Source organism: Flavobacterium haoranii, assembly GCF_009363055.1.
Lineage (GTDB): Bacteria > Bacteroidota > Bacteroidia > Flavobacteriales > Flavobacteriaceae > Flavobacterium > Flavobacterium haoranii.
Map to the genome: position 1 here is coordinate 1,132,633 of NZ_CP045292.1, position 12,648 is coordinate 1,145,280.

11 protein-coding genes are annotated in these 12,648 nt (G+C 29.9%); 6 read left to right on the forward strand and 5 right to left on the reverse strand.

The window, feature by feature from the left end; genetic code table 11:
- Window positions 1-9 precede the first annotated feature (9 nt).
- Both GCU34_RS05555 and GCU34_RS05560 read left to right on the forward strand, forming a co-directional pair.
- Window positions 10-1,077, forward strand: a complete 1,068-nt coding sequence (locus tag GCU34_RS05555) for a branched-chain amino acid aminotransferase (protein ID WP_072785723.1) — start codon at window positions 10-12, stop codon at window positions 1,075-1,077.
- A gap of 154 nt (window positions 1,078-1,231) precedes the next feature.
- Window positions 1,232-2,749 (forward strand): T9SS type A sorting domain-containing protein, encoded by a 1,518-nt coding sequence (locus GCU34_RS05560; protein ID WP_072785724.1) that lies wholly within the window; start codon window positions 1,232-1,234, stop codon window positions 2,747-2,749.
- 201 nt (window positions 2,750-2,950) lie between these two features.
- Here GCU34_RS05560 and GCU34_RS05565 read toward each other — a convergent pair whose 3' ends face one another.
- A complete protein-coding gene (locus tag GCU34_RS05565) occupies window positions 2,951-3,334 on the reverse strand; it encodes a pyrophosphohydrolase domain-containing protein (protein ID WP_072785874.1) in 384 nt (127 codons plus the stop codon).
- Window positions 3,335-3,407: 73 nt separating this feature from the next.
- Here GCU34_RS05565 and GCU34_RS05570 point away from each other — a divergent pair, with 73 nt between their 5' ends.
- From GCU34_RS05570 to GCU34_RS05580, 3 genes are read left to right on the forward strand one after another with little or no spacing between them, the layout of a single operon-like run.
- On the forward strand, window positions 3,408-3,596 hold the full coding sequence (locus GCU34_RS05570) for a hypothetical protein (RefSeq protein WP_072785726.1): 189 nt from the start codon (window positions 3,408-3,410) through the stop codon (window positions 3,594-3,596).
- 48 nt (window positions 3,597-3,644) lie between these two features.
- Entirely contained in the window at window positions 3,645-4,709 is a 1,065-nt protein-coding gene (locus GCU34_RS05575; RefSeq protein WP_143146242.1) for an SRPBCC family protein, read from the forward strand.
- Between the two features lie 7 nt (window positions 4,710-4,716).
- Window positions 4,717-5,523 carry an alpha/beta hydrolase gene (locus tag GCU34_RS05580; RefSeq protein ID WP_072785730.1) on the forward strand — a complete coding sequence of 269 codons (807 nt, stop codon included), beginning with the start codon at window positions 4,717-4,719 and terminating at the stop codon, window positions 5,521-5,523.
- A 47-nt stretch (window positions 5,524-5,570) separates the two neighbouring features.
- Here GCU34_RS05580 and GCU34_RS05585 read toward each other — a convergent pair whose 3' ends face one another.
- From GCU34_RS05585 to GCU34_RS05600, 4 genes are read right to left on the reverse strand one after another with little or no spacing between them, the layout of a single operon-like run.
- Window positions 5,571-6,296: a tRNA threonylcarbamoyladenosine dehydratase gene (locus tag GCU34_RS05585; RefSeq protein WP_072785731.1), complete on the reverse strand. Its 726-nt coding sequence runs from the start codon at window positions 6,294-6,296 to the stop codon at window positions 5,571-5,573.
- 28 nt (window positions 6,297-6,324) lie between these two features.
- The gene (locus GCU34_RS05590) at window positions 6,325-6,978 is read right to left on the reverse strand and encodes a TatD family hydrolase (protein ID WP_072785733.1); all 654 of its coding nucleotides are present in this window, start codon (window positions 6,976-6,978) and stop codon (window positions 6,325-6,327) included.
- Window positions 6,979-7,581 carry a DUF1684 domain-containing protein gene (locus tag GCU34_RS05595; protein WP_072785735.1) on the reverse strand — a complete coding sequence of 201 codons (603 nt, stop codon included), beginning with the start codon at window positions 7,579-7,581 and terminating at the stop codon, window positions 6,979-6,981. It lies immediately after the preceding gene.
- A gap of 5 nt (window positions 7,582-7,586) precedes the next feature.
- On the reverse strand, window positions 7,587-9,578 hold the full coding sequence (locus GCU34_RS05600) for an endonuclease (RefSeq protein ID WP_072785736.1): 1,992 nt from the start codon (window positions 9,576-9,578) through the stop codon (window positions 7,587-7,589).
- 293 nt (window positions 9,579-9,871) lie between these two features.
- Here GCU34_RS05600 and GCU34_RS05605 point away from each other — a divergent pair, with 293 nt between their 5' ends.
- A complete protein-coding gene (locus tag GCU34_RS05605; RefSeq protein ID WP_227658744.1) occupies window positions 9,872-12,556 on the forward strand; it encodes a gluzincin family metallopeptidase in 2,685 nt (894 codons plus the stop codon).
- Window positions 12,557-12,648: the final 92 nt, after the last annotated feature.

Sequence of the window (12,648 nt, forward strand, 5' to 3'; positions counted from 1 at the left end):
AATTACTAAATGGAAAACAAAACTCTTAGTGATATTAAAATTAACTTAGTAGAACATTCTAAAATTAATGATATAGATTTTGAAAACTTAAGTTTTGGAAATGTTTTTACTGATCATATGTTAGTTTGTGATTATACAAACGGAGAATGGAATACTCCTGAAATTAAAGCGTATGCTCCATTTACTATAGAACCATCGGCAAGAGTTTTTCATTACGGTCAAGCAATTTTTGAAGGAATGAAAGCTTATAAAGACGAGCAAGATGATGTGTGGCTTTTTAGACCCGATCAAAACTATGAGCGTTTTAATAAAAGTGCTGTTCGTTTAGCAATGCCTGAAGTTCCGCAAGACGTTTTTATTGATGGTTTAAAGAAATTACTTCAAATAGAAAAAGACTGGGTAAAACGTGGTAATGGAAAATCGTTATACATTCGCCCTTTTATGATTGCAACAAGCTCTGGAGTGATTGCATCGCCCTCTTTAAATTACAGATTCTGTATTATTTTATCGCCAGCAAAATCTTATTACTCTGGTGAAGTAAAAGTGGTAATTGCAGATCATTACAGTAGAGCCGCAAACGGAGGAATTGGTGCAGCTAAAGCAGCTGGAAACTATTCGGCGCAATTTTACCCAACAAAATTAGCTAACGAAAAAGGATTCCAACAAATTATTTGGACGGACGATGCTACGCATACAAAACTAGAAGAAGCAGGAACTATGAATGTTTTCTTCCGTATTAACGATACGCTTTACACAGCGCCAACAAGTGAAAGAATTCTTGATGGTGTTACTCGTAAAAGTTTAATTGAATTAGCAAAAAGAGAAAATATAAATGTAGAAGTAAAATCGGTTTTAGTAGAAGAATTAATTGCAGCTGCTAAAGATGGTTCGTTAAAAGAAATTTTTGGAGCTGGAACTGCTGCTGTTGTAAATCCAATTGCTGGTTTTGGTTACAAAGATGAATATTTTGAGTTACCAAAACTTGAAAAATCGTTTGCATTACATTTAAAAGAAAAATTGACTAATATTCAAACTAAAGTAGAACCCGACACTTTTGGTTGGACTGTTAAAATATAGTTTACAGTACTTTGATTTAGAGTAAACAGATGAAAGGCTTCCAAATGGAAGCCTTTTTTATTTTTATTAATAATGAATTAATATGTTAAAGAAATTTAGTATATTTGAGCCGTTAAATTAAAATTACCCTACCAAGTTAATTTAAAGTTTTATTATGAAAAAATTATTACTTATTGGAGCTTTTATAAGTTCTATTTATTCCTATTCTCAAGATGGTTCATTGGATTTATCTTTTGGTACAAACGGTAAAGTTGTAACATCTATAAATAATGGATCTGATATAGCTTATTCAATAAAATTACAACAAGATGGTAAAATTATAGTAGCAGGTATGACTACTAGTAGCATTACTGGAAAAGATTTTGTTTGTATTAGGTATAATTCAAATGGTTCATTAGATTCAACATTTGCTAATGGGGGTATTTTTACTTATGATTTGCAAACAGGGAGTGATGATGTGGCTTATTCAGTAGATATACAATCAGATGGGAAAATTATTTTAGCTGGATATTCAGATGATGGGTCTAATAAAGTTGCAGCATTGGTAAGATTAACTAGCGATGGTATTTTAGATACTACATTTGGAAGTTCAGGAAAAGTTTTTACAGATTTTATAACAGGTCGTGCAGATGAAATTAAGGTTGTTAAAATTCATCAACTAACTGGGAATATTGTTGTAGGAGGAACGTCATCTGTTACTTCAACTAATTCTCAGGCTGTCATTGTAAGATATAATTCTTCAGGTGCTTTGGATAATACTTTTAATTCAACAGGTAAAGTATTATTGCCAAATGCATCAGGTAATGGTACTTATTATTATGTTATTGAAGACTTAGCAATAAAATCAAATGGCAAAATTTCTGCAGTGGGTTGGATAAACCAACAAGGTTTATCATGGAGTGCTAATCACTATGGATGTAGATTAAATAGTAATGGTACTTTAGACACTTCTTTTTCGACGGATGGTGTTATCGTAACTAATGGAGGCTTTAACGGTGATGATAAATCATTTTCGATGATTTTAAATTCAGATGATAGCTTTTTATTTGCAGGTGGTGGTTATTTAACAGATTTGCAATATGATTTCTTTTTAGGCTTATATAACGCTACTGGTTCTACAGCTCAGGGTAAAGCATCATTTAATTTTGCTACATTAAATAAAGATATTATTTATGGTACAGGTGTTGATAGTGCAGGAAAGATTGTATTAGTAGGATCAAGTGTTGCTTCAGTTAGTAGTTCAACATTTGGCTTAGCTAGAGTAAATTCTGATTACACGGTGGATAGTTCATTTGGGACTTCAGGTAAAGTAACAACTACTTTTGGAACTAATACAACTAATGAAGCTTTTGATATGGCAATTCAATCAGATGATAAAATTATTGCAGTTGGGTACACAGGTAATGATATAGCTATAGCTAGATACAATGGAAATGTTTTAAGTTCTGAAAGTTTCCAAAATGATAGAATTTCAGTTTTTCCTAACCCAACAAGTCAAATTCTTTACGTAGAAAGTAATTTAGGTATAGAAGAAATAGAGATTTTCGATAGTTTAGGTAGAAGTATAAATAGTTATAAATTAGAAGGTAATAAAATTGATGTTTCCTTTTTGAGTAATGGAATTTACTTTCTGAAAAGTAAAAATTATATTATAAAATTCATTAAAAATTAACTTAATAAGTTTATCAACTTTACTTTCTAATAAATACTTAATAAACTATATAATAAATAAATTGTTAAGTTTATCTTTAGGTACAATTTTTTTAATTGTACCTTTTTTTATTTATCCCGATAGCGCGGATTTATAATCCGTGCCTCTAAAAAACAAAAAGCGCGGAAAAAATTTCCGCGCTTTTTGTTTTTAAAAACTATTTTACTTCAAAATCTCTTCAAAATTTGGTTTAAAGTAATTCGGTCCTTTCATTACTTTACCATCTTCGCGGTAAATAGGCTTTCCATCTTCGCCAAGTTTACTCATATTAGAACGTTGAATTTCGTCAAAAACTTCTTCTATTTTATGTTGTAAGCCGTGTTCTAAAATTGTTCCACATAAAATATATAACATATCGCCCAGTGCATCTGCAATTTCAACCAAATCATTATTTTGAACCGCTTCTAAATATTCTTCATTTTCTTCTTTCATTAAGTTAAAACGAAGTTCATTTTTTAAAGCGCCTAAATCGGCTTTCATGTCTTCGCTAACGCCTAAACCATAGGTTTCGTGAAACAATCTTACAGCATTTAATTGTTTTTGCATAATCGTAATAATTTTTACTAAAAATAACATTTATACAAACTTCAATAATTACTTTTGTATAAAATTTATCAGCATGTTTTCAACAGGTCAATTATATTTTGCCATATTTTTTGTAATCGTCTTCATTATTGCCATGATTTTTGTTTACAAGAAAGATTTAAAAGAAATGAAAAATCAGTACAATAAAACGTATTTAATTTTAATTGGTTTTCTTTCTTTCATTGCTTTACTATTTGTTATAAAAATCTTTATAAAAGATTAAAATAACTTTTTATTATATTTTTGAATTTTTTAAATAAAAAATGTATTTTTGAGAGAAATCTCTTATGCCCCAATGAAAATTGCAAAGTATTTATTTCTTCTATTACTCTTAATTTGCGTAGCCGCATTTGTATTTATAGCTACACAACCTAATAACTTTGCTTTTTCTAAATCGTACACTATTTCAAACAACAAAGAACAGGTTTATGATTATGTGGCAGACGTTAAGAGTTGGCCCAATTGGTTTCTTGGTTTTAAAGAAACACAAACAAGTTTTAAAGCAGATAGTACTTCCGTTTTTTGGGAAAGATCGCCTTTAAACAAAATTTCAAAAAGTAATGTTCATGCTAAAGATTCTATTGATTTTGAAATTACCTATGAAGATTTTGATGCTACAAGTCAAATTAAATTCTTGAATCAGAAAAAGGAACAAACCGAAATTGTTTGGAAACTTGAAGGCAAACTAAATTTTAAAGCTAAACTTTTAGCTTTTTTAAATGGCGGCGCTGAAAATATGTACGGTTCGCAAATTGAAAAATCGTTACAAAACATCAAAGAAAACTTAACTTCAACTTTTAATCAGCATACCATTACAATTAATAGTTTTGTGACCAAACACGAAACAAATTACATTAGTATTAAAGATTCTATTACTTCAGCAAAAGTTGAATCTACAATATTGAGCAATATCAACAGACTGAAAAGTTTTATAAAAGATAATGCATTACACACTAAAGCAGAACCGTTTACTATTTTCCACCAAATTACTAAAGACAAAGCAGTAATTGAAACTTGTTTCCCAATTGAAGAAGAAGTAGTTACATCAAGTGAAACTTCTTTTACTTCAGGAAAATTAAACGAGTATTTTGCTTTAAAAGGTACATTAAAAGGAAATTGGACTTATAAAGACAAACTTTGGGCAGAAGCTAAAAAGTCGGTAGAAAAGAGTTCGTATAAAGAAAAATCTTCAATTCCTTATTTAGAAGTTTACAAAAATATTGATACTAAAACTCCAGCAAATTCGGTAACGGAACTTTATATTGCGGTTTCAAAACCTGTGATGGAGCAAGAAGAAAACGATAGTTTAAAAACTTCGACAGATTCGATACAATAATAAAATAATGAAAATTTTTCTCTATAGTTTATTAATTGGCTTTTTATTAAGTTGTTCTAATATTTCACAACAAAACGATTCAATTCCACAGCATGATACTTTTATAATAAAATCTAATTTTGTTAATGAAGATAGAGTAATTAATGTTTGGAAACCAATAAACTATAATAAAGACATTGATTCTTTACCTGTAATGTATATGGCTGATGGAGGAATTAAAGAAGACTTTCCACATATTGCAAATACATTATCAAAATTAATTCAAGAAAAAAAAATCAAACCTTTACTTCTTGTTGGGATTGAAAACACGGAAAGAAGACGAGATTTAACTGGATTTACTGAAGTCGAAAAAGACAAAGAAGTTGCACCTATTGTGGGTGGTTCAGAAAATTTCAGAAAATTCATAAGAAACGAGCTTATACCTGAAATAAGTAAAAGGTACAGTACAACAAATGAGAAAAGCATTATAGGAGAATCTTTATCAGGTCTATTTGTGATGGAAACATTTTTTTTAACACCTGAACTATTTGATAATTACATTGCTTTTGACCCTTCGTTATGGTGGAACAATCATTATTTGGTAAGAACTGCTAAAGATAATTTAAAAGATTTACCTAAAACTAAAAAACGTTTATGGTTTGCAGGTTCGAGTGCTACAGACATATTTACTTACACACAAAAACTTCAAGAAATATTTAAAACAGAAGAAAATGCAAATTTGATTTGGAAATATTCCGATGAACCAAAAGAATCGCACAGTACTATCTTTAGGGCTACTAAAGAAAAAGCAATCATATGGACTTTGAGTCATTAAAAAAAATGGCTGTTTAAAAAACAGCCATTTTTTTATATATCCACTTATCATTTTACTTTTCTTTCTATAATGTGCATTACCACAGTTTGAGCAGCATGTAAACCAAATAATGCGGGCATCCAACTGTTAGTCCCATAAAACGACTTTTTAAAGTTGGTTCCATCTGTCATTTTAACGCTATCATAATCTGGTCTTTCATCAGAATATACCACTTTTACACCGCCGCTAATTCCTTCTTTTTTCAATCTTCTACGAACTTGTTTCGCTAACGGACAGTATTCGGTTTTACTAATGTCTCTAACTTTTACTTTTTCAGAAAGGAACTTCCCTCCTGCTCCCATATTACTAATAATCTTAACTCGTTTGCGTTTTGCGGCAATAATTAAGTTTAATTTTGGTGTTAAACTATCGATACAATCTAAAACGTAATTATAGTCATCAGAAATTAATTCAAAAGCACGCTCAGGCGATAAAAATTCTTCTAAACGAGTTAACTTTAGTTCTGGATTAATATCCATTAAACGATCTCCTACAATTTCTACCTTTGGTTTTCCTACAGTTGAATGTAATGCCGGTAACTGACGATTCACATTTGTAATATCGACCACATCGCCATCTACAATTGTCATTTTTCCTACACCTGCTCGAGCCAAAAACTCAGCAGCAAAACTTCCTACACCACCTAGACCTACAACCATAACATTTGCATTGGTTAGTTTTTCTAACCCTTCTGGTCTAAATAAAAGCTCTGCACGCTCTTGCCATTTTGCCATACCTAATTACCGTTTATTTATTTTTAGTTTATTTGTTTTGGTTAAAAACTTTTGCAAAGTTACCATGAACTTGTTTTTTTAGCAAATCTAAAGGCATTTCTTTTATAGAAGCCGCTTTTTCATAAACTTGCTCAATAGTTTCCTCTATAGTATCTGTTTCTAAAAAAAACATATCATTGGGTACAAATTTAAAAACCTTTTCTAAATCAGGATTTCGTAATAAGTATTTCCCAAATGATAAATAAAAATGGTTGTCTAGTAATGATTTGGCAACTTGTTCGTTTTTAGAAAATCCGTGAATTATTATTGGGTTTTCGATATTCATTTCTTTCTTGATAGCAATAACTTCTTGGTAAGCTGCAACACAATGTAAAATAATAGGTTTAGTTGTTTTTTGTACCAATTCTAATTGTTGTTGAAAAACTTCAATTTGTTCATTTAAAGGAATTTCAATTCGCTTATCTAAACCACATTCGCCTAAAGCTAAACAATTCGTTTCGTGTAACTTATTAGCAATAATATCTAAATCGCCAGACAATCGTTCTTGATTGAAATACCAAGGATGAATTCCAATAGAATACTGCGGAATTGCACCGGAAAACTCCCAAGGATATTGGTTGACAACTTCCAAAATAGTTTCCTGATTTTTAAAACTATGTGTATGTAAATTAATGTAATTCAATTAGTCGTGAAATTTTTTAACACCCGCTTCAATAGCAATATCTAAATCATTTTCTAAAGGAACAATAGGACAAGAATACTTGTAATTATAAGCACAATAAGGATTGTAGGCTTTATTAAAATTTACAATTACTTTATTTTCCGTTGGAATTCTCATGTCTAAATATCTTCCGCCAATGTAAGTTTCTTTGCCATTTGTAGTATCTGAAAAAGGTAAAAACAAATAATCTTTAAAGCCCGGTCTTTTGATGAGTTCTAAATTTTGATAGACATTTAAAACACACTTTTTACCTTTTATTTCAAAATGAAGCGTTCCATACTTTTTATACAATGGAGTTCTACTAGTAGAAGTTTTCATGCCAAAAGGCTTTTCCTTTTTAGCTTTTACAAAAGTTGCTTCTACAATAAAATCATTTGAAATAGGATAAAAATCTAATGATTCAAAAGTCTTTAAATCTTCCGTTAATAATGGACTATGGAGAGAATCTTTGTATTCTTCGTTTAAATTTTCTTGATATTTTTTTGCTTCTTCCCATTCGCTAGTTTGAGAAAAACCAAAAAAAGAAATTGATATAAAATGTACTACTACAATTAACTTCTTCATGAATTTTATTTCACTATAACTTTATTTAATGAACTACCCACAGCATTTTTCGATTTTACGTAGTAAATACCCGCTTCTAAATTAAAATGGATTTGTGCTGTTCCAAAAATTGTTTGTTCCAAAACTTTTTGTCCCGTAATATTATAAATTTCAACTTGAATATTTCCAGTAAATCCGTCTATTACTAAATAATTAGTTGTTGGATTTGGATACACTTTAATAGAAGAAGTAGTAAATGATTCGTTTACTAAAGCATTATTCCATTCATCTCCATAATGAGAACCAAAAACATAATCTGCTAATAACGGCATATCGATAAAAGGATTTCTATTGTGTTGCCAATTGTAAATAACGTTATTTCTATTCATTTCATAATCATCTGCAGGATCTTGAGTATTCCAATTCAACAAAGTAGCCAAATCGCCAATTTCTCCAGATGGAGTTACTCCATCAGCCATATATTCGCTTGGATCTCCATTTACTACATTTAATCCGTTAAAACGAACTGCCATATAAAATAAAGCACGAGCAACATCGCCTTTCCAAGAACCTTGTGTTCCTGTTGGCCCAGCATAAACAGTTCCTGTTGCAACTTCACCATAGTTTTTATTATTTCTAGAAGAATTTTCTTGTCCGTTTACTGCTCTAATATGGTGCGCATCCGAAACTCCATCACTAGTACTATTTGGTCCTGTTGAATTCCAAACATTTATGCCATCTGCAGTATCGCCTAGAGCTACTTCAAAACCACCTCTCGACTGACAAAAAATATGTTCTCTGTTCCATTTACCCACAATACTACTAGTATTTTGTTGGTCTAGTTTAGCCATTGGTTCTTCACGATAAATCGTCCAAACCTGGTTATTATTTTCTGGATTTCTATCTGCTTCTTTTAATATATCCCAAATATCAGCATAACTTTGTAAGCGAACTTCAGCAGGATCTGCAATAATATCTTGAATTGCTTGTTTAAGAGTTGGACCAGATAATCCGTTTAAGTTATCATAATAACCCGCTGGAATTTGAGGTGTACAATCTCCATAGGTAGGATTTAATGGAGTTCCCCAAGGATCAGTAGAAAAGTTAACATCATAAACTCTGATTATAAAGTTATCGTTATTAGCTAAATAACCTGAAGGCAAAGCAGCAAATTGAAACAAAGCTTCTTCATCACCTTCATCTGAACCATCATTATATATAGTAATTGCTGTTTGACCTGTTGTTTGTCCTACTGGAATTGAAACAGTTGTTCCTCCTCCAAAATCTCCAACAGAAAAATTTCCATTCGTTAAAGAAAAATTCATAATTAACGTCTCATTCTCTACAGGTTGACTAGTAGTAAACGTTATATTAAAACTATCCCCTTCATTATAGGAAGTTTGAGAAGTAGTTACTGTTAAATAATTAAATACAATTCCACTTCCGTCATTAGGAACACCGGGTGTAGGTATTTTTACCTCATAAGTTCCATCATTTTTTCTTTGAATTGATTTAGATGTTGATGTTGATGTCTCTATATCAGGTGTACTAACTGTGATATTTAAAGCCGACATTAAATTAGTTGCTGTAGTGGTATTACTGCTTGAATAAGCAATTGCATCTACTAGATTTACAGTTGTAGGTGCCGTACCGTAAGGAAAATCTAAAGAACTCCCCATATACAAAGCAGCAACATCTGGACCATTTTGAAAATAATTAGACGATAAAATGATACTGGGTGATGGAACTACCGCAGAATTTCCAAAATGAACAATTCCATTCGCATCTGTTGTATATCCATCTAAATCAAATGCATTATAACTTGCTACAGTTCCTTCATTGTATAAAACAATAACATATCCATCCAAAGAGAAGTTTGGTGTCATTGATCTTAATTCGATAAATTCTTTAGTATCTGAACTAGGATTATCTGCATCAATCTCATTTATAACTATAGTTTGAGAAAATGAAAAAGTACAAGATAATAAAATTAAAAGGTTAAGTAATTTTTGGGTCATTGCAATAATAATTAGAATCAAATTTAATTAATTAAAACTATTAACCTTCCTGTACTAGCAAATAATTAACATATATGCTTCAATTTGTAAAAAAATATGGACATTAATCAAGTTTTAAGTTTTTCTTAAGCAACTTTTTACTAAACTTGTAATCTTTAATAAAAAGCATAATTGAAGCACCTTTTTAAAATACTATATTTTTTTGCTTAATTTCATTAGGCCAAAATCATCAGCAAAATATCACTGCAACGGTTGATATTGAGAATCATATTGTAAAAATTAAGCAAGAAGTTTTGTATTTTAATAGTTCGTCAGATGAATTAAGTCTTATAAAATTTCAAGATTGGAATAATGCTTTTTCTTCCAAAAAATCAGCAATTGCAAAACGCTTTTCGGATGAATTCATTCGTTCGTTTCATTTAGCAACTGAAAAAGATAGAGGTTATACTGAAATTAAGGCTTGGACAGACGAAAGTTTTACCAATTTAAATTGGGAAAGAGATGAAAAAAACATTGAAATCATCAATTTAAAATTAGACAATCCGATCTTTCCATTTACTTATAGAAAATTTACGATTACTTATTTAGTTAAAATTCCGAATGAGAAATTTACCCGCTATGGATTTAATGGTGATACTAAATTGTATTTAAAAGACTGGCTTATTGCTCCTGCTCGTTATGAAAACAAAGGGTTTATTGCTTATCCAAATGAGAATATAGACGACCAAACTAACGCTCTTTCCGATTTTAAAATTAATCTTACTTTACCTAATAATTATTATTTAAATTCAAATCTTCCAATTACTGAAAATGAAGGAAATCATTTTGTATTAGAAGGCGAAAAATTTTTAGATGCTACTTTAGTTATTTCTAAAGAAAATGAATTTACAAAATATAAAAATGAACTAATTGAAGTTTCAAGTAGTTTAAAATCAGATAGAATAAGCGATTTACAAAAAGTTTTAGCCGTAGATAAATTAACGCGCTTTGTTCATGAAAAACTAGGAAATTCAAGCGTTTCTAAGATTTTGGTTACCGAAGAAGATTATGATAAAAATCCATTTTACGGATTAAATCAATTACCTGCTTTTTTAAGCCCTTTTCCTGACGATTTTTTATACGAAATTAAATTTTTAAAAACGTATTTAAACAATTACTTAAAAGCAAATTTACATTTGAATTTAAGAAAAGATAATTGGATTTACGATGGCATTCAAGTATATGTTTTAATGCAATATATAGAAGAAAATTATCCTGATATGAAAATGATGGGTAACATTTCTAAACTCAAAATTTTAAAGTCATATAATGCTGTAAATATTGACTTTAACCAACAATACAATTATTTATATATGCTAATGGCTCGAAAAAACTTAGATCAAGCTGTTGGTGAACCTAAAAATAGATTAATAAAATTCAATGAAAAGATTGCAAATAAATATCGTTCTGGATTAAACTTCAAATATTTAGACAGCTATTTAGGAAATAATATTGTAGAAAATTCGATAAAAGAACTTATCGAAAACAATAGCAATTGCGCTTGTAACCAATATGAATTAAAATACATTTTAACTAAAAACAGTCCCAAAAAAATAGATTGGTTCTTTGATACTTTAGTGAATTCTAGAGAGTTAATAGACTTCCGATTTGGTAAAGTAAAAAAGAATGACGATACAGTTGAAGTAAACATTATTAACAAAACAAAAACGAATGTTCCTATCTCTTTTTATCAACTAAAAAAAGATAGTATTGTACATCAAGAGTGGATTGAAAATATAAAAACTGATACTACTTTGGTTTTCCCAAGAAATGAAGCCGATAAATTAACTTTAAACTATTTTAATGAAATTCCCGAGTATAATTTACGCAACAACTGGAAATCATTAAAAGGATTTTTCTCTAATAATCGTCCTTTAAAATTTAACTTTTATAGAGACTTAGAAGAGCCTTATTATAGTCAACTTTTTTATGTGCCCGAATTTGAATTCAATATTTATGATGGACTTGCATTCGGCATGAATATTAACAATAAATCACTATTAAATAAACCATTTACATTTAGCGCTACACCATTTTATTCTTCTAACACACAAAGTGCCGTAGGTAAATTTACTTTTATGTATGACAGTAATGTGCGTACCGAAGGAAAATTATACAAAGTAAGATATATAGTAAAAGGAAGTCAGTTTCATTATGCGCCCGAAGCTCGCTATACAAATTTCAGTCCCATTATTCAGTTCTTTTTTAGAGATCCAAATTTCAGAGTCAACAAATCTGAATTTATCCAACTAAAACAATTATACATTAACCGAGAAAATTCGCCTTATATTCTTGAACAAAACACTGAAAACTATACCGTTTTTGATGCTAAATATGGAAATTATCAATCGGAAGGAACGAAACATTATAGCTTTTTAACAGATTTACAAGTAGCAAATTCTTTTGGAAAGTTATCAGGTGAAGTGCATTATCGTAAATTATTTGAAAACAATCGTCAAATAACTCTCCGCTTTTTTGCTGGAACATTTTTATATCGAGATACAAAATCTGATTTTTTTAGTTTTGGATTAGATCGACCAACAGATTATTTATTCGAACACGATTTATTAGGACGTAGTGAAACAACAGGAATTTATAGCCAACAATACATATATGCCGAAGGTGGCTTTAAATCGATGTTTGACACTAGATATGCAAACCAATGGATGGTTACCACTAATGCGGCTTTTAATATTTGGAATTGGATTCAAGTCTATGGCGATGTGGGACTTTTTAAAAATGAGTATTCAAAATCAAAATTTGTTTATGACAGTGGTTTTCATTTAAATCTTGTACCCGATTATTTTGAGCTCTTTTTCCCTGTATATTCTTCAAATGGATTTGAGTTGAAAGAACCAAATTATGGCGAAAAAGTTCGTTTTGTTGTTACACTAACTCCCAAAACACTTATTTCTTTATTTACTAGAAAATGGTTTTAATATAATTTTGATGATATTACTAACAATAATTCAATAAAAATATATTTTAACAAGGTCACAATGAAATATCTGTATTTTATTCTTTGAATTTT

Coding starts and splice junctions, on each gene's coding strand:
- GCU34_RS05565 (WP_072785874.1), bottom strand. CDS start 3,334: ATGCAAAAACAATTAAATGCTGTAAGATTGTTTCACGAAACCTATGGT.
- GCU34_RS05595 (WP_072785735.1), bottom strand. CDS start 7,581: ATGAAGAAGTTAATTGTAGTAGTACATTTTATATCAATTTCTTTTTTT.
- GCU34_RS05555 (WP_072785723.1), top strand. CDS start 10: ATGGAAAACAAAACTCTTAGTGATATTAAAATTAACTTAGTAGAACAT.
- GCU34_RS05585 (WP_072785731.1), bottom strand. CDS start 6,296: ATGGCAAAATGGCAAGAGCGTGCAGAGCTTTTATTTAGACCAGAAGGG.
- GCU34_RS05600 (WP_072785736.1), bottom strand. CDS start 9,578: ATGACCCAAAAATTACTTAACCTTTTAATTTTATTATCTTGTACTTTT.
- GCU34_RS05580 (WP_072785730.1), top strand. CDS start 4,717: ATGAAAATTTTTCTCTATAGTTTATTAATTGGCTTTTTATTAAGTTGT.
- GCU34_RS05560 (WP_072785724.1), top strand. CDS start 1,232: ATGAAAAAATTATTACTTATTGGAGCTTTTATAAGTTCTATTTATTCC.
- GCU34_RS05570 (WP_072785726.1), top strand. CDS start 3,408: ATGTTTTCAACAGGTCAATTATATTTTGCCATATTTTTTGTAATCGTC.